Raw genomic sequence first — 17,663 nt, 5'->3', positions numbered from 1 at the left:
CCACGCCCCTAGGGTTTTCAGAACTCCACCCTGACGCCCCCAGTGCCTTTGCGCCCATCCAGCGCATTGCTATCGAGGTTGCGTTCATAACCCAGATCGCCATACAGGCTGACGCTGCTGGACATCTGCAGGGTTGCACCGGCACTCAGGTCCAGGGTGGTGGATTTCTGCTCGGTGTCGATATCCGTGACCCCGTTGAAACGCACCCGATTGGTGCCGGCCGAGGCATGCCAGACATTGGCGCGCAGATACGGCTGGACTGGCATCGACGCTACGGTATAGCTGCCCCGCAGCCTGGCGCCGAGCCGCGTGGTGATGGCGGTATCGGCGGAAAACGAAACGTCGGAAACCCCGTCATTCTGGCGATCGAGCCGGGTTTTATTGACGATCAACTGCAATTGCGGCTCCAGCACCCAGTTTGGCGCGACGGGCAGCGGTACGCCGGCTTCCACCGAGCCCAGCACATCGTGGCCCTTGGTCTTGAGCCCGCGATCAGACTCGCTGCTGCCATTGAGGCGGGTGCCCATCAGCACAGCATCGACGTACCAGCCATACGGGTCGATCAAGGTCCAGTACAGGCCCAGGCTGTCGCCACGCAAGGTGGTGTTGCCGGCATCCAGGTGCTGCCAGCCGCGATTGAAGCCGTCGACATTGCCCCGCAGGCGGCTATGACCGACGAAGAAGCCCACACGTTGGGTCTGCCCGTTGGCGGTGGTCCAGGCATGCACGTCGCTGCCCACCTGGAAACCGGTGACCGAACTGTCCAACCGCGGGCTGACCGTGCCGGCATAGGCCTGGCGGCTGCTGTTGCCGTACACCCGGCCCCAGCCCGCCGGGAATGAGCCGCTGCTGGCCTGGCGTGCCTGGTCGCCCATGCGCTCATGGTAGGTGCCGAGCATGGCCCGCACCGTCTGCTGCGCCGCGGGGAACAGCGCCGAATACACGGGTACTTCGGGGCGATAGATCGGGATCGGCGCTTCACCGGCCACCGGCGCAGGCAAGTCCACCGGTGTGCCTTCGGCGGGAATCGGCACCGGCAGCGGTTCCACGGGGCCCTCCGGGGCGGGCAGCGGCGGCGCCACCACGGCCGAGCGCAGGTACCACTGCTGCTGGGAGTCTGCGCTGACACCGCCCTTGAACAGGAAGTACTCGAACGCCCCGGCCGACACCGAGCCCCCCGCCAGGCTGAAGGCCTGGTCACTGCCGGTCGCGCCGTTGAGCGCTTGGACCACCTGAATGCCATCGCTCAGGGTTTCGGCGCCAGCCCCCCCAAGGTTGCTGACGATGAGGGTCGTGCTGCCCTGAAGCGTGCCCTGGTTCACCACCAGTCTGTCACTGGCCGAGCCATCACCGCCCAATACACTTTGCAGCGCCATCTGGCCATTGTTGCCGACGTAGTTGCCATTGACCGTCAGGCTGTCGGTGGCGCTGCTGCTGGCACTGGTCATATCAATCAGGCCGCTGTTATGGAGGGTGGCCAACTGGCCGGCAGTGAGGGGGCTGACGCTGCCCTGGCTGACCAACAGCACGCTGCTGCCGTCGACATTCAAGGTGCCAGTGCCGGTACCTGTATCACCGAGTTTGAAATCCCCGGCCAGGCTAAAACGCGAGCCATTGTCCAGGTTGACCGTTTCCCAGTTGGCGTAGCGCTCGGCATTGGTCGCCTGGGTGTTGTCAAACGTCAGGGTATCGTTGCCCAGGCCGCCATCGATCAAGGGGGTGGCGGCGAGGGTGGCTTGCGTCAGGTTCTGCAGGAGTGCGGTGTCGTTATCCGGGCCCATATTGACCGCAGAGTTGATCGTGCCGGCGCCGATCCAGTTGAACTGATCGTTGCCAAAGCTCATGAGCACCTGGCCGTTGACCACGCCGCCAGTCAGGGTAAACAAATCATTGCCGCCGCTGACACTGACGTTACCGCCGATATACCCCCCGGAAATGCTGATGGTGTCCAAGCCAAACCCGGTCACCAGGTTGCCGTTGATCCGCCCGCCCAGCAGGGTGTAGAAGTTGTTGTCGAGCTTCATGTCGACCCGCCCGATCGTGCCCGCCGATTGGGTGGCAACATCGCCATCTTCGAACGCCCCGACGATCTCGCCGCCACTCATGTTGAACGTATCCCGCCCGTCGCCCTGGGCCAAACTGGCGACACGACCGCCGCTTTGCGCGTAGGCATCGATGCCATCACCCTGGTTGATCGCGCCAACGCTGCCGCCGCTGATTTGGATGCTATCGGCGCCGTCGCCCTGGGTCACCGCCCCCACGACAGCATCCAGCTCCACACGGAAAATATTCGCCCCATTGCCCATGTTCAGCGCGCCCATGCTGCCCGATTGCGCTTGCACCAGATCGTGGCCGTCGCCAAATGTCACGGCGCTGGTGATTGCGCCATTGCCACCGGTAGGCAGGTTGAGGGTGTTATTGCCGTTGAGGTCGGTAAAGCCGGGCGTGGTGCCGCTGTCGCAGGTGGTGGTGTCGTCGCCCGCCGTGACCACCGGTGTACAGGCCGCGTAGGCCGGTAGCGAGAGGGTGGTCATCAGGGTTGCGCCGGCCGTCCAGGCGCTCAGGTGCAGCAGAGAATATCGCCGTGTGCTCATGATCCATCCTCACTCGATGGCAACTGACATCCCGTCGCCTGCACGGGCAGGCGCGGTACGGACCATGGCAACGAGAAGCACGATAACGATAGGGGACGGCTGGTTCCGTTTCGTAAAACATCGCCAATGCAAGGGGTTGGCATGGCTTTCTCGACTGCACCTGAACCGGTGCAGTGCTTGTTCCACGTTAGCAACAGCCGCAAAGGGCCGCCACTGTCAGAATTAACAGGTACAGACCAGTTACAAGAACACAATCTCGTAGGGTTCGCGCATCCGTTCCAGCAGTACCGGTGGCAGCATCGGCGCCAGGCCGATCAGCGGGTCGCCAAGCAGTTGACTGGCGTAGGCATGGGCGGCGTGGCGTTTGCGCGCCACACTCCAGGTGTCGAGGCGCACCTTGCGCGCGCACTGCCAGGGCATGCGCCCGGCTTCACGGGCGGGGCGATGCCAGGCCCAGATCGGCAATTCAAGAAGGCGCGCGCCAGTCAGCGCACAGGCAATGGCCGTGGCGCGGCCGACGGCGTCGTGGTCGGCATTGCCATCATTGCGCCAGGTGGTAAACACCACATCACCGGGTTGCAGGTAGCGGGCGATAAAGGGGCTCAATAGCTGTTCGCGAGCGGCCAGGTCGTTGTCGCAAAAACCGCCGCGAATCCACTTCAGGCTATGCAGGGGCAAGCCGAGGCGGCGCAGGGCCTCGACACTTTCCTGGGGGCGAAACACGCTCAGGCGCTGCGCCGACCATTGGTTGGAACCCGGATGACTGGCACTGCCGTCAGTGATCGAGATCAGCTTCAAGGGGTGGTCAAGGGCGCTGAGCAGTTGCAGCAAACCACCGCAGGCCAGCACTTCGTCGCCCGGGTGCGGGGCAACGACCACCACCCGCGAGCCGGCAGGCACCAGGAGGGAAGGGCTGATGGTGGGGATTTGTGCCAATTGTGGTGCGCTGTTCCAGATTTGCGCCGGCGTATGGCGACCGTCGTTGAGAGTGGCGGGTTTGATCAATGTCACATCCTTGTCCTGATGATGCAGGTCGTGCCCCGTGGACGGGTCGACTCTCCTTTTTTATCGCGCAGGCGCCAAGGCCTGTGCGGCACACGGGCAATCCGAATCCTGGATTGCCAAGCTTGAGTATTGTTCATCACCCGGATTTCGCCGGGTAAAGTTGCAACTTTTTCAGGAAGGCTGCATCAGGCCCTTCAAATAATCGCCAAAACCGCCCTGTGCACGGCAGTCCAGCCGCGCACTGGTGATGACCTGGGGCGCATGGCTCCAGGCAATGGTTGCGCCGCATCGCTCCAGTTGGCGCACCAGTTGCACATCTTCATGACAGGCCAGGGGTTCGAAGCCGCCGGCACGTACATAGGCACCGGCGCTGACGCCCAGGTTGGCCCCATGGATGTGCCGATGCCCGTCACAAGCCCGATAGGCCTGGTTGTAGCGGATCTGCGCGGCCTCATCGAAACCTTCGCTCCAGGCATCTACCGTGACCGTGCCGCATACCGCGTCCACGCCCAGGGCCAGTTGCGCCACCAGCCAATCACTCGCCACGCGGCTGTCGGCGTCGGTGCAGGAAATCCAGCGCGCGCCCTGGTTCAACAGATGCCGTGCGCCTATTCCACGCACCTGGCCGACGTTGCGCGCCTCTACGTTCAGGCTGTGCACCCCGAATGCCTGGGCAATGGCGCTGCTGCGGTCGGTGCAGCTGTCGAGGACCACCAGGATCTGCACCTCTTCACCGAGCAAGCCCGGATGGCTGGCGGCGATCATCGCAGCCTTCAAGCACTCGGGCAGCAGCGCCTCTTCGTTGTGCACCGGGATCAGAATGCCGATCATCGCAGCCCCTCAAGGTGGGCGACCGAGGCGCTTTCGCGAGACCACAGGTCGAGTAGGAAATCACTGTCAGCCACTTGCGCCACGCGCGGCATGCCCAGGCGCTCGTGCAACAACTGGTGGACCTGTTCCGCCGTCTGCGGGCAGCCCTTGATAGGCGGGCGCCAGTGGCAGGCCAGCACCTGACCGTCGTGGGTCAACGCGGCCAGGGCCCGCTCGATCAACACGCACAGGTCATCCTGGTCGAGGTAATAGCACCACTCGCTGAGCACGATCAGTTCGAACCGGCCCTGCGGCCACTGTGCCGGCAAGCGGCTCTGGCACACCTGGGCGTGGGCAAAACCCTGCAGGCGCGCCTGGGCCAAGGCCACCGCCTTGGCCGCGGTGTCGCAACACACCAGCTGGTCACAGCGCGGCGCCAGTTCGGCGCTTAATTCGCCATTGGCGCAGCCGGGCTCGAAAATCGAGGAGTAGCGCGGTTTGCTCAGCAACCCCAGGGTCAAGGCCCGTTTGCGCTGCTCGTACCAGCGCTGGCGAAAGGCCCAAGGGTCGTCATTGTCGACAAACAGCTGATCGAAATAGGCGGTGGCAACACTCATACAAACACCACTTCAAAAGGTTGCAGTAGCCGCTCCAGCACATGGGGCGGCAATACGGGCGGCAAGCCGATCTGCGGATCACCCTCCAACTGGCTGGTGAACGCGTGCAGGGCGTGGCGCTTGCGCGCTACGGCAGCGGGCGTCAGGGCGATCTTGTGCGCACGGTGCCAGGGCACCCGCGTGTCCTCTGGGGTTGCCCAGTGCCAGGTCCATACCGGCAACTCGATCAACTGCGCGCCTACGGCCCGGACCGCCTGGGCACTGGCGCGGCCTACGGCTTCGTGGTCGCAATGGCCGTCTTCGCGCCAGGTGGTGAACACCACGTCGTGGGGGTGCAAGTGTTGCTGGATAAATTCAACCAGTGCCGGTTCCCGCGCCTGTACCTGGCTGTCGGAAAAACCACCACGCAGCCAGCTCAGCCGTTGCGGCGACCAGCCCAGGCGGTGCAGCGCCTCGGCCGACTCCTGGGGGCGCACCTCGCGTAAACGCTGGCGCGGCCAGCGGGCCGAGCCGGGATGACTGGCGCAACCATCGGTCACCGAGACCAGCAGCAACTCGCGGTCCAGTGCCGCCAAGCCTTGCAACAGGCCACCACAGCCCAGTACTTCATCGTCTGGGTGGGGCGCGATAATCACCGCGCGACAGCCAGCCGGCACCAGTTGCGCGATGCTGATCAGGGGCAGGCCGGCGACCCGAGTGGAGCCTTGCCAGGCGCGCAGCGAAGTGCCTTGGCCGACAATCGGGTTGGCGTTCACAGCTGCCACGTCCCTGGTGATTGCTGCGACAGCTGCTGGCCGAGGGCCGCCAGGTCACGCTCGGCGTGGCTTTGGCGCAAGTACACCGGCAAGTCGGCGATCAGCCGGGCAAAGTGCGGATCCTGGCAATACGGCCCGGCGCCCATGGCCCGGCCAACGTGATGGATGACCTCGTTGGCCGTTGCCTCAATGACTGCCCGCGCCCGGCGGGCGAGCAGTTGGGCATTGGCCTGAGGTTGCTCATCGATCTGCCGTGCAGCGCTGCGCAACACCATGGCGCCAGCATGCAACGCCATGTCCACCGCGCCCAGGTGGGCCAGGGCATGGGGTTCTTCGCGGCGGCCACAGTGTTCGCGCAGGGCCTCGGCCAAACGTTGCGCCGCGCCGTACCAACAGGCGGCGATACCAACCCCGCCTTGCCAGAAACCCGGGCGTTGCAGGTAATCCCCTGGACCGCCGACCGCTACTGCAACGGCGTTGTCGAAAACCACCTCGACACTTGCACAGGCTTGCATACCCACGGCTCGCCAGCCGTCGCCGGTCACTTCGACACCCGGCTGAGCCATCGCCACCGCGACCAGCTGTTGGCGTTGCTGCTCATCCCAGGCAGTCAGTAATCCATGACTGACCACCGCAGCGCCGGAGCACCAGGCCTTGCGGCCCACCAACAGCAGCTGGCTGCCGGCACGTCTGACCTGCACCCGGGCCGCCGGCGGTTCGGCGGCCCACATGCCCCAAGTGCTGCCCGCAGGCGGGGCCTGGCTGCCGAGTTCGGCCATGATTGCCAGCGCGTCAGTGTGCCCTTCGTACAACTTGCACAGGCTCAAGTCGTGGCCGGCCACCTGGGCCAACTGGCTGAAACGCACCAGTGTCTGCCCGCCACCGGGGCGCGGCAACTGGTCCAGGCCAGCGTCCACCAGGGCCTTGAGGGTCAGGCCAAGGCCCTCGATTTCAGCCAGTGGGTGGCGGTTGAGTTGTAGAAAATCGTGCAATGCCATTTCACACCTCTTCCTCATGCTGCAGCTCGAACAGTAGCAGCGAGCGCCCGGTCACGGCATATTCGTGGTCAAAGTCAAAACGCTCCTGACCGCGTACGGCCGGCTGGTTGGTGTCGACCATGCAGGTCCAGAAGCCGCCATCCGGCACCTGGGGCAAACGGAAATTCACCAGGTCATGGTGCGCGTTCACCACCAGCAGCAGCGTAGCATCGGCCCCTGGCCGGCGAATCCCGGTTTCCTGGGCGCGTCCGTCCATCAACATCCCCAGGCAACGGCCCTGGCTGTCTTCCCATTGTTCGATGGACATTTCGTTGCCATCGGGGGCCAGCCAGGTCACGTCCTTGACCCCGATGTCTTCGTTGTAGTCGCCCACCAGGAAGCGCCCGCGACGCAGGATGGGGTAGGCCAGGCGCAGCTTGATCAGGCGCTTGACGAACTTGAGCAAGGACTTGCCGTCTTCATCCAGCTCCCAGTTGACCCAGCCGATTTCACTGTCCTGGCAATAGGCGTTGTTGTTGCCGTGCTGGGTACGTGCGAACTCGTCCCCGGCCACCAGCATCGGCGTGCCCTGGGCCAGCAATAGGGTGGCGAAGAAGTTACGCATCTGGCGCAGGCGCAGCGCGTTGATCTCGGGGTCTTCGGTGGGGCCTTCGACGCCGTGGTTCCACGACAGGTTGTTATTGCTGCCGTCCTGGTTGTTCTCGTCGTTGGCTTCGTTGTGCTTGTCGTTGTAGGACACCAGGTCGTGGAGGGTGAAGCCATCGTGGGCGGTGATGAAGTTCACCGAACTGTAGGGGCGGCGCCCGCGCTGGTTGAACATTTCGCCGGAAGCGGTCATGCGCCCGGCAAAGTCGGCCAGTTGCCCATCATCGCCTTTCCAGAACGCGCGCACGGTGTCGCGGAAACGGTCATTCCATTCCACCCAGCCTGGCGGGAAGTTGCCCACCTGATAACCACCGGGGCCCACATCCCAGGGTTCGGCGATCATTTTCACCTGGCGCAGCACCGGGTCCTGCCGGCAGGCGACCAGGAAGCTGTGGCGCTCGTCGAAACCGTCGTGGTAGCGCCCGAGAATGGTCGCCAGGTCGAAGCGGAAACCATCCACATGCATTTCCGTGGCCCAGTAGCGCAGGGAGTCGGTGACCATTTGCAGCACGCAGGGGTGGCTCAGGTCCAGGGTGTTGCCGGTCCCGGAATCGTTGATGTAGAAGCGCTTGTCGTCGGGCATCAGGCGGTAGTAGGAGGCATTGTCGATGCCGCGCATGGACAGCGTCGGGCCCTGCTCGTTGCCTTCGGCGGTGTGGTTGTAGACCACATCGAGGATCACCTCCAGCTTGGCTTCGTGCAGGTGCGCGACCATTTCCTTGAATTCGGCGATCTTGCCACTGGCCAGGTAGCGCGGGTCGGGGGCAAAGAAGGCGATGCTGTTGTAGCCCCAGTAGTTGGTCATGCCTTTTTGCAGCAGGTGCTGGTCATTGACGAAGGCGTGGATCGGCAGCAGTTCCACCGATGACACGCCCAGCTGGCGAATGTGCTTGAGCACGTCGTCGACCATCAGCCCGGCGCAGGTGCCGCGCACCGCCTCAGGGACCGAAGGATGGCGCATGCTGATGCCGCGCAGGTGGGTCTCGTAGATGATCGTGCGATCCCAGGGCGTGCGCACCGGCTGGTCGTTGCCCCAGGTGTGGGCCGGGTCGATGACTTTGCATTTGGGCACGAAGGGCGCGCTGTCGCGCTCATCAAAGCTCAGGTCGGCATCCGGGTGGCCGATGGTGTAGCCAAACAGGGCTTCGGACCACTTGAGCTCGCCCACCAGTTGCTTGGCATAGGGGTCGATCAACAATTTGTGATGGTTGAAACGATGGCCATTGGCAGGATCGTAGGCGCCGTAGACGCGGTAGCCATAGATCAGCCCGGGGTGGGCGTCGGGCAAGTAGCCGTGGAACGTCTCGTCGGTGTATTCCGGCAGTTCGATGCGCTCCAGTTCTACTTCGCCGGTATCGTCGAACAGGCACAGCTCGACCTTGGTGGCATTGGCCGAGAACAGTGCGAAATTGACCCCCAGACCGTCCCAGGTCGCGCCGAGGGGGAAGGGCAAGCCTTCACGAATCCGCGATGGCTCGGTATCGGGTGTCTTGCTCATAGTGTTGCTCCTGCAAAGTTTTTCCGGGCCGAACGGGGCCGTGCTGACATCAGGTCAGATCAATCGTTGAGCTGTTTTGTAGGCGCCGGCGAGCCGGCTCCTACAGGAAGGTGGGGTCAGCCGACGGGCTTGCGTGGGGCTCGGGGCTTTTTGGCGGCGGCGGGTTTTTCCGCAGGCGGCTTTGCCTTGGCCGCCGGTTTGGCCTTGGGTTTGCTGGGTGTCAGGGCCTCGGCTTCGGCCAGTTTGCGGGCCATTTCCCAATGGCGGGCTTCCTGGCCTTCGGGCTTACCTTCGGACTCCCAGATCTGATACGCGAATTCACGGACGCGCTTGTCTTCGGTGCTCATCGCAATGCTCCTCACAGAAAATTTCAGCTTTCTTGATCGTCAGAATGGATAAAGACATTCACCGGGACATCCCCCAGGGCAGCGCTGATCAGTAGCTCCTTGTTGGGTGTGACTGCGCCTGTTTGCAAAAGTCCCTTCCAATTTTGCATCGTGGCGTCGAACGGTAATTTGATCCGGGTATCGCCCCAAACTTGCGCATCTACCCGGGGTTGGGCGCTGTTTTCAAGCAGGGCGTGGGTCCAGCGCGGCACCACCACCAACAGCCATTGGCCTTGATACTCGCGACTGAAAGCCACCACCCGCTGGGCATGCTTGCCCAGCACTTGCAGCGGTTCATAGCGGCCCCTGGCAAACAGCAACGGGTGGGCCTTGCGCAGGTTCAACACCTGGGCAATCAACGCCTGCTTCAGGTGCCCGTCACGCCAGCGCTCAAGCAAGGCGCCCGGTGCTGCCGCCAGGGCCCGTTGCCGGGCGCTGAAATCCACCGCCCGCCGGTTGTCCGGATCCACCAGGCTCAAGTCCCAGAATTCGTCGCCCTGGTACAGGTCCGGCACGCCGGGCACGGTGTTGCGCAGCAAGGATTGCGCCAGCCCGTTCAGGGCCCCGGCGGGGGCGATGGCCTCGGCGGCAGCGTGGATCGCCGTGCGCAAGGGCAGGCCGACCGGGTCGAGCAGCAGGCGCGTGAGGAACGCTTCGACACCCTGCTCATAGAGGTCGTTGGGCGCACTCCAACTGCTGTGCAATTTGGCTTCGCGCAGGGCTTTTTGTTGCCATTGCCAGAGGCGTTGCTGGTAGTCGTCGATGTCGTGCAGGTCCAGGGGCCAACTGCCCAGTAGCACCTGGTAGAGGATCAACTCATCGCCGGCCGAGGGAATGCCCGGATCATCACGCAACGGCATGGCCAGCCGGCGCCAGTGCTGCACCTGCTCGACATACCACGGCGCACATTCACTGAGTACCGCCAGGCGCGCGCGGCTGTCTTCGCCGCGCTTGTGGTCATGGGTGGCGGTGGCCAGCAGGTTATCGGGGAAGGTCTGCAGGCGTTGCTGGTTGGCGGCATGAAAGTCAGCCAGGGGCGCGCTGAACTGTTCGGTGCAAAAGCCTACGTCATTGCGCGAGAGCAATACCGCCGAGCGGTAGAAGGCGGTGTCTTCCACGGCCTTGGCGGCTGCGGGCGAGGTCAATTGCTGGAAACGCACGCAGGCGTGCTTGAGGATCTTGCGCGGTTGCCCCACGGGACGCTCGCGCCAGGCTTGGCCACCGAGCCATTGTTGCAGGTAGTCGAGCACTGGCCAGTCGGCTTCGCTCACGGTCCCTCGGGCGCCGGCCAGGGCCTGTTGGAACACGCCATCGTCAGCGGCGCTGCGGCCACGGGCGCTGATATAGGTGCGATACACCGGGAAGTGCACGACCAGCTCCTGCAATGCACGGCGGATCGCGCCCAGGGTCAGGTCGCGGCTCATCACGTCGGCGCGGGCTACTTGCAGCAGGGCCTGGGCCACGCTTTCAAAATCCCCGGCCAGGGAGCCGTTGAGGATCTGTTGCCGGGCCAGCCAGGCTTCCTCGATAAATGCCGAAGGCCGTTCAGTGGCCTCGCGCCAGAGCCGGGCCAAGGTCTCGAACCCTTCGGGGTCGTGCTGCACCAGCGACACCTGGTTCATGAACTCATAGCCGGTGGTGCCATCTACCCGCCAGTCTTCGCGCAGGGTTTCGCCGGCGCCGAGGATCTTCTCGACAAAGATCGGCAAGTGGCGGTTTGGCGACAGTCCATCCACGCGCCGCCGCAACTTGCGGCAGTAACCCCGTGGATCGGCCAGGCCGTCGATATGGTCAATGCGCAGGCCGTCCACCAGGCCCTCGCTGATCAGTTGGAAGATCTTGCTATGGGTGGCCTCGAACACGGTGGTGCGCTCCACCCGCAGGCCGCCGAGCTCGTTGACGTCGAAGAAGCGCCGCCAGTTGATGTCATCCGCTGCCGTGCGCCAACAGGCCAAGCGATAGGCTTGCTGTTCGAGCAACTGATGCAGGCGGGCAAAACCTTGAGGTTGGCGCGCATCAAACACTTCCAGGGCGTGTTCGATGGCCGCCAGGGTCAGTGGGTCCTGCGCGCGCTGCGCCAGTGCCTGTTTCAGGCTCGCGGCTTGAGGCCAGGCATCGGCCTGATACGCCAGGGCGCTGAAGCGGTCGGCCAGGTCTTTGAGGGGGGGATGGGCGCGCAGGATATCGCCGTAGTCACTGGGGCAGATCGGGAAGCGGTGTTCGTAGTGTTCGACAAAAAAACTACCCTGGGCCGGGTCAAAACGCAGGGGCAGCGTACCGCTTTGCAAGGCTTCGCCGTAGTCGCTACCGAGGAAGGGCATCAACAGTTGGCCCTTGAGCAGGGGGTCCGGCGAGTGCCACTGGATATCGAAGAATTCGCTGTAGGGGCTCAGGCGCCCCCATTCCAGCAGGTCCAGCCACCAGGGGTTGTCGCTGCCGCCGACGGCCATGTGGTTGGACACGATATCCAGAATCAGGCCCATGTCGTGCGCGCGCAAGGCCGCCACCAGGCGACGTAGCGCCGGTTCGCCGCCCAGCTCGGGGTTGACCGTGGTCGGATCGACGACATCGTAGCCATGCATCGAGCCGGCGCGGGCCTTGAGCAAGGGCGAGGCGTACAGGTGGCTGATGCCCAGGCTGGCGAAATAGGGCACCAGCGGCACCGCATCATCGAGGGTAAAGCCCTTATGGAATTGCAGGCGTTGGGTGGCCCGTAGCAAGACGGCGTTCATCGGTCACGCTCGAAGGCCTGACTGCGCGCCACCGCCAGCAACTCCAGGCGGCGGGCGGCGTTCTCATTGTCGAGCAATTGCGCAGCGTCCCCCGGCAGGCGCCGGCGCCAATTGGGATGGGTGTCGATGGTGCCGGGCAGGTTGGCTTGTTCTTCGACGCCCAGGGCGTCTTCCAGGGGCAGTATGACCAGCGGTGCGCGGGTGTGGCCGAGGTAACGCACGCTGGCATCGAGTATATGGTCGGTTTCGTTGCGCCACTCATCGCGAAAATTCTGCGGGTCTTGCGCCAGGGCCCGGTGCAGCGCCTCGCGCTCACCCTGGCGGTGCTCGCTCCATTGCTCCACGGTGGGCGCATCGATCAGCCCCAGTTGCACATTCCAGTCGATATCGCGGCTGTGCCACCAGCCGTTGAGTGTCGGCAGGTCATGGGTGCTGGTGGTGGCCAGGGCGTTGTCTGGCCAGTCGAGGATCGGCGTGAAGCACCCGCCATGGTCCTGCTCAAACAACAGCACGCGCATGCCAAGCATGGCGCGGGCGCTGAGTTTTTCCCGCAGGCCATCGGGCACCGTGCCCAGGTCTTCGCCCAGCACAATCGCCTGGTGCCGGCTGGATTCCAGGGCCAGCAGGCGCAGCAGGTCATCCACCGGGTAATACAGGTACGCGCCTTGTTTGGGCGAGGCGTCCTTGGGGATGACCCACAGCCGTTGCAGGCCCATCACATGGTCGATACGCAAACCGCCGGCATGGGCGAAGTTGGCCCGCAGCATTTCGATGAACGCCCGAAAACCATTGCGCTTGAGGCCTTCGGGGGAGAACGCGGAGATGCCCCAGCCTTGGCCTGCACGGTTGAGGATATCCGGTGGCGCACCCACGGTCAGGTCGGCCAGCAGTTCATCCTGACGGCTCCAGGCCTGGCTGCCGCCGCCATCGGCGCCCACGGCCAGGTCGGCAATCAGGCCGATGCCCATGCCACTGCCGCGTGCGGCTTGTTGTGCGCGCTCGAGGCAGCGGGCGATCAACCATTGGTTGAAGGCATAAAAACCAATGGCTTCGGCCTGTTCGGCGGCGAAGTGTGCCAGCGCGGCGCTGCCCGGGTCGCGCCAGTCCTCGGGCCACTGGCGCCAGTCGAGGCTTTCACCGTTGGCGGCGCGCGCGGCTTGCACGGCTTCAAAGCGGCAGTGGTTTTCCAGGGCCTCGCCACCGGCCTGACGGAAACTTATGAAGTCAGCCTGCTGCGGGTGTTCACCCTGGCGGAAATCCTCGTACAGCGCCCGCAGCAAGCGTTGCTTGGCCTTGGCGGCGGCGGGCCAGTCGATCAGGCTTTGTTGTTCCAGCTCTTGCAGTTCATCGGCCAGCCCGGTGGACTCGATGGCGCTGCGCAGTGCGCGCTCGCCGAGGATGCAACCGGGAGAGGCATACAGGCTATTGAGGAACAGGCGGCTGGACGGTGAATAAGGGCTGAAATGCTCGGTATCGGCACTGAACATTGCGTGCATCGGGCTGATCGCCAGGGCGTCAACGCCCCGTTCCGCGGCAGCGCGAGCCAGTTGTTCCAGGGCCTGGGTGTCACCGAACCCACCATCGCCGGCGCGGCGCAAGGCATATAGCTGGGCACTCAGGCCCCAGGCGCGGGCGGGCTGGCTATCCACTGCCTCGGCAACGCTGAAACACTGATGGGGGGCAACGGCCAGGGTGAAGGACTGGTCGGCGATCTGCACCCGGTGGTAGCCCACGGGCAGGACGCCGGGCAGGCTGGCGTCGGCATCCAGCGCCAGGCCTTGGGTGCTGCCGTCCTCCAGGTGAACCTGGCATGCCGTACCAGGGGCGAAGTAGGCGGCCAGGTCAAGGCCGGTGCCCACGTCCACGGTCAACAGCGGCGCCAGGTGCCTGTCTTGCTGCACCCGCTCCAGTTCTTGCAGGCTGGCGGCGATGGCCGCGTCGGTGTCGGCGGGGTGGCCGAGGCCTTGTAGCACGGCGCGCAACGCGTCGGCGCTGACATGCTGCGGGCGGCCGTTGGCGTCGATCCAGTCCACCGCCAGGCCCGCACGGCTGGCGAGTATTTCCAATTGCGCTTCGCTCAAGAGTGCTCTCCAACAGATGATGAGGTGTCACCCGGCGTCAGGCTGACGCGGGCAGAGAAGGGCGTAAGTGACTTAAGGTCGCTGCTGGTACTGAACAGTTCGTGGAGGCCGGCCGGGTGATGCAGGGTGGCCGGGCTCAGGTTGAGATCGATCTGCAATAGGCTGCCGTTGCCCAGGCGCCAGCGTGCAGACACCGCGCCCTGGCCCAGGATTTGCGCGCCGAGGGCAGTGCTGCCGGGCAGGTGGGGCACGATGTGCTGTTGGCGCAGGCCCAGCAGTTGGCGGTACCGCGCGGCCGGCGCCTGGGTAAATTGCGGAATAGAGCGCTCAAAGGTCTGCAGCGCGTTGGGGTCGGGAATCTGCGCGCGGCGTGCGGGGTCACTGAAGGCGGCGAAGTCAGCAAATTCATTGCGCCGGCCTTCGCGCACGGCCTCGGCCAGTTCGCCGTGATGGTCGGTGAAGAACAGAAACGGCTGTTCGGCGTTGACTTCATCGCCCATGAACAGCAGCGGGATCATCGGCGACATCAATAACAGCGTGGTCGCCGCCTGCAACGCCTGGGGCGAACACAGTTGGTGCAGGCGCTCACCGAGGGCGCGGTTGCCGATCTGGTCGTGATTCTGCAAAAACAGCACAAAGGCGCTGGGCGGCAAATGAGCGCTGGGCTCGCCGCGCCGAGTACCGTGGCGGGTGGTCTCGCCCTGATACACAAAGCCTTCGCCCAGGCAGCGGGCGAGTTTGGCGGTGGGATCATCGGCAAAATCGGCGTAGTAGGCGTCGGTCTCGCCGGTCAACAGCACATGCAGGGCGTTATGCCCGTCATCGTTCCATTGCGCATCGAAGCCCTGCTGTAACAGGTCGGCCTGGTTGAATTCGTTTTCCAGCACCAGCCACACGTGGCGCCCCGGCGCTACCTGCTCACGCACCCGCTGCGCCAGCTCCTTGAGGAACGCCGGCTCGTTGATGGCATGCACCGCGTCCAGGCGCAGGCCGTCGAAGCGGTATTCGTTGAGCCACATCAGGGCGTTATCGATAAAGAAGTCGCGCACTTCGCGGCGGCGAAAGTCGATCCCGGCGCCCCAGGGGGTGTGGCTGTCTTCGCGGAAAAAGCCTTTGGCATACTGGCCCAGGTAATTGCCATCGGGGCCAAAGTGGTTGTAGACCACATCGAGAATCACCGCCAGGCCATGCTCGTGGGCCGTGTCGATCAGGTGTTGCAACTGCTCGGGGGTGCCCAGGGATGCCTGCGGTGCGTAGGGCAAGACCCCGTCGTAGCCCCAGTTGCGTTCGCCGGGGCACTGGGCCAAGGGCATCAGCTCGATGGCGGTAACGCCCAGCTCTGCCAGGCGCGGCAGGTGCTGCTCGACTGCGGCGTAACCACCCAGTATCCCCACATGCAGTTCGTAGATCACCGCTTCATGCCAGGGCCGGCCTTGCCAGGTGGCGTGGCGCCAAGGGTAGGCCAGGGGGTCGACCACCACGCTGTCGCCATGCACATCGGCATGTTGCAGGCGTGAGGCAGGGTCCGGCACCTTCTGCTCACCATCAATGGTGTAGTGGTAGCGGGTGCCGGCCCCACAGCGTACATGGGCGACAAACCAGCCCTCTGCCTGGGGCAGCATGGGCACTGACTGACCATTGTGCAGCTCGACGCTGACATCAGACGCGTCAGGCGCCCACAGGGCGAAGCGGGTATGTTGCGCATCCTGCATGATCGCGCCGTGGGGCCATGTTTCCAGAGTCCGTAACGGCATCTATCCCAACCTCTTTATGCTTTCCCTGATTTTCCCAGCGCTTTCGCTACCAGTTGTTCGTAAAGTTCGGCGTAGGGTTCCACCGCCTGGCACCAGTTGAACGGCGCGGCCATGGCCCTGCAGCGCATGGCGTTGAGCAGGCCGGGGAAGGCAAACACCTTGAAGGCGCGGGCGAGGGCGGCTTCGTAGCTCTGCACGGTGGATTCGTCGAACAAAAAGCCGGTCACGCCGTCTTCGATGGTGTCTGCCAGGCCTCCGGTATTACGCGCCACCGGCAACGAGCCGAAGCGCTGGGCGTACATCTGGCTCAGGCCGCAGGGCTCGTAGCGTGAGGGCATCAACAAAAAGTCGCTGCCGGCAAACATGCGGCGGGCATCGGTTTCGTTAAAGCCGATCCGCACCCCGATGCGCCCGGGGAACCGCAGGGCCAGGGCGCGCATGGCCTGTTCTTCTTCCGGCTCGCCACGGCCGATAATCGCGATCTGCCCGCCGTTTTCCACGATAAAGCCGGCGACCGCTTCCGTCAGGTCCAGGCCTTTCTGGTACACCAGGCGCGACACTACGGCGAACAACGGGCCGGTGGACTCGTCCAGGCCGAACAACTTGCGCACGTGGCTGGCGTTGACCGCCTTGCCTTGCCAATCGCCGATATTGAACGGGTGATCCAGGTGCGGGTCGGTGGACGACTCCCAGCTTTCATCGATGCCGTTGGGAATACCACTGAGCAGGCCTTGCTGGGTCTTGCTGGCAAGGAAGCCATCCAGGCCGCAACCGAACTCGGGGGTGGTGATCTCCCGGGCGTAGGTGGCGCTGACCGTGGTGATATGGCTGGAATACGCCATGCCGGCCTTGAGGAAGGACATCTTGCCGTAGAACTCCATGCCCTCCTGTTGCAAGGCATGTTCGGGAATCCCTAGCTCCGGGCACGAGGCCAGGCTCACCACACCCTGGTAAGCCAGGTTATGAATGGTGAACAGGGTGGGGGTGCGTGACCCACGCCAGTGCATATAGGCTGGCGCCAGGCCAGCCGGCCAGTCATGGGCGTGCACCAGGTCCGGGCACCAGTGGATTTGCGCGAGGTTGGCGGCAATATCGGCGGCTGCCAGGCCCAGGCGGGCGAAGCGGATATGGTTGTCAGGCCAGTCGCGACCGTTGTTGGCGCCATAGGGCGTGCCTTCACGCTCGTACAGTTCGGGGCAGATCAGTACATAGATGACCAAGCCATCCTTGAGGTCCATGCGCCCGATCTTGCACGGCGGCAGCGCGGCATGGCCGCCCAGTTCGCCGATGATATGGATCGGGTTGTCGCTGTCGAGCACCTGGCGGTAGCCGGGAATCAACACCCGTACATCGTGCAGGTGCGCCATGGCACGGGGCAAGGCGGCGGACACATCTCCCAGGCCACCGGTTTTCACCAGGTCGGCCAGTTCCGAGGTCACAAACAGGACTTTCTTGCGATTGGGGTTTTGAGACGAGACCGGCCGCACTGCGCCGGGAAGGTCAACCAAGGCGGTTGGCCCATCGACCGGCTGACTGAAACGCTGTCCCTGAATTCCCGAAGCGGCACTGATCATAATTATTCTCTCCCATGTGTTGGTCAGCTGAGGGCCTGGCGCCCTCAGCGAAAGTCAACCGCGTCCTGCGGTCACGCGCACTAGCACTGCACAGACTGGCAAGGCTTATGCCAATTGCACCGAACTGATAAATAGATTGGATGGGCGGACGTCCGGCTGGCGCCGGTGGCGTGCGTCCTACCTTAAACCTGACCTACGGCAGAGTTGGAAAGTT

General features: G+C 64.1%; 12 protein-coding genes. All 12 read right to left on the bottom strand.

What is annotated here, in order from left to right:
• Positions 1 to 17 precede the first annotated feature (17 nt).
• A complete protein-coding gene (locus GDV60_RS13745; RefSeq protein WP_159907692.1) occupies positions 18 to 2,594 on the bottom strand; it encodes an autotransporter outer membrane beta-barrel domain-containing protein in 2,577 nt (858 codons plus the stop codon).
• Positions 2,595 to 2,834: 240 nt separating this feature from the next.
• Positions 2,835 to 3,596 carry a PIG-L deacetylase family protein gene (locus tag GDV60_RS13740; RefSeq protein ID WP_029291613.1) on the bottom strand — a complete coding sequence of 254 codons (762 nt, stop codon included), beginning with the start codon at positions 3,594 to 3,596 and terminating at the stop codon, positions 2,835 to 2,837.
• A 174-nt stretch (positions 3,597 to 3,770) separates the two neighbouring features.
• Positions 3,771 to 4,430: a glycosyltransferase family 2 protein gene (locus GDV60_RS13735; protein ID WP_159907690.1), complete on the bottom strand. Its 660-nt coding sequence runs from the start codon at positions 4,428 to 4,430 to the stop codon at positions 3,771 to 3,773.
• Complete coding sequence (locus GDV60_RS13730; protein ID WP_092236778.1) at positions 4,427 to 5,026, bottom strand: SAM-dependent methyltransferase; 600 nt, start codon at positions 5,024 to 5,026, stop codon at positions 4,427 to 4,429. The genes GDV60_RS13735 and GDV60_RS13730 overlap by 4 nt, the downstream gene beginning before the upstream one ends.
• Entirely contained in the window at positions 5,023 to 5,781 is a 759-nt protein-coding gene (locus tag GDV60_RS13725) for a PIG-L deacetylase family protein (RefSeq protein ID WP_159907688.1), read from the bottom strand. The genes GDV60_RS13730 and GDV60_RS13725 overlap by 4 nt, the downstream gene beginning before the upstream one ends.
• Positions 5,778 to 6,779, bottom strand: coding sequence for an acyl-CoA dehydrogenase family protein (locus GDV60_RS13720; RefSeq protein ID WP_029291623.1), 1,002 nt, complete (start codon positions 6,777 to 6,779; stop codon positions 5,778 to 5,780). Before GDV60_RS13720 ends, GDV60_RS13725 begins: the two co-directional genes overlap by 4 nt.
• A 1-nt stretch (position 6,780) precedes the next feature.
• Positions 6,781 to 8,922, bottom strand: coding sequence for a glycogen debranching protein GlgX (gene glgX, locus GDV60_RS13715; protein ID WP_029291626.1), 2,142 nt, complete (start codon positions 8,920 to 8,922; stop codon positions 6,781 to 6,783).
• 116 nt (positions 8,923 to 9,038) lie between these two features.
• Entirely contained in the window at positions 9,039 to 9,269 is a 231-nt protein-coding gene (locus GDV60_RS13710; RefSeq protein ID WP_029291629.1) for a DUF2934 domain-containing protein, read from the bottom strand.
• A gap of 23 nt (positions 9,270 to 9,292) precedes the next feature.
• On the bottom strand, positions 9,293 to 12,040 hold the full coding sequence (locus GDV60_RS13705) for a malto-oligosyltrehalose synthase (RefSeq protein ID WP_159907686.1): 2,748 nt from the start codon (positions 12,038 to 12,040) through the stop codon (positions 9,293 to 9,295).
• The gene (gene malQ, locus GDV60_RS13700; protein WP_159907684.1) at positions 12,037 to 14,121 is read right to left on the bottom strand and encodes a 4-alpha-glucanotransferase; all 2,085 of its coding nucleotides are present in this window, start codon (positions 14,119 to 14,121) and stop codon (positions 12,037 to 12,039) included. Before malQ ends, GDV60_RS13705 begins: the two co-directional genes overlap by 4 nt.
• Positions 14,118 to 15,875: a malto-oligosyltrehalose trehalohydrolase gene (gene treZ / locus GDV60_RS13695; protein WP_159907681.1), complete on the bottom strand. Its 1,758-nt coding sequence runs from the start codon at positions 15,873 to 15,875 to the stop codon at positions 14,118 to 14,120. Before treZ ends, malQ begins: the two co-directional genes overlap by 4 nt.
• 14 nt (positions 15,876 to 15,889) lie before the next feature.
• Entirely contained in the window at positions 15,890 to 17,449 is a 1,560-nt protein-coding gene (gene glgA, locus GDV60_RS13690) for a glycogen synthase GlgA (protein WP_070994839.1), read from the bottom strand.
• Positions 17,450 to 17,663 lie beyond the last annotated feature (214 nt).

The organism is Pseudomonas sp. DTU12.1 (assembly GCF_009873475.1).
Taxonomy (GTDB): Bacteria; Pseudomonadota; Gammaproteobacteria; order Pseudomonadales; family Pseudomonadaceae; genus Aquipseudomonas; species Aquipseudomonas proteolytica.
Note: the sequence above shows the minus strand (reverse complement) of the source record. Positions and strands in the feature narration are given on the sequence as shown.

Coding starts and splice junctions, on each gene's coding strand:
- GDV60_RS13735 (WP_159907690.1), bottom strand. CDS start 4,430: ATGATCGGCATTCTGATCCCGGTGCACAACGAAGAGGCGCTGCTGCCC.
- GDV60_RS13745 (WP_159907692.1), bottom strand. CDS start 2,594: ATGAGCACACGGCGATATTCTCTGCTGCACCTGAGCGCCTGGACGGCC.
- glgA (WP_070994839.1), bottom strand. CDS start 17,449: ATGATCAGTGCCGCTTCGGGAATTCAGGGACAGCGTTTCAGTCAGCCG.
- GDV60_RS13730 (WP_092236778.1), bottom strand. CDS start 5,026: ATGAGTGTTGCCACCGCCTATTTCGATCAGCTGTTTGTCGACAATGAC.
- GDV60_RS13710 (WP_029291629.1), bottom strand. CDS start 9,269: ATGAGCACCGAAGACAAGCGCGTCCGTGAATTCGCGTATCAGATCTGG.
- GDV60_RS13720 (WP_029291623.1), bottom strand. CDS start 6,779: ATGGCATTGCACGATTTTCTACAACTCAACCGCCACCCACTGGCTGAA.
- treZ (WP_159907681.1), bottom strand. CDS start 15,875: ATGCCGTTACGGACTCTGGAAACATGGCCCCACGGCGCGATCATGCAG.
- GDV60_RS13705 (WP_159907686.1), bottom strand. CDS start 12,040: ATGAACGCCGTCTTGCTACGGGCCACCCAACGCCTGCAATTCCATAAG.
- glgX (WP_029291626.1), bottom strand. CDS start 8,922: ATGAGCAAGACACCCGATACCGAGCCATCGCGGATTCGTGAAGGCTTG.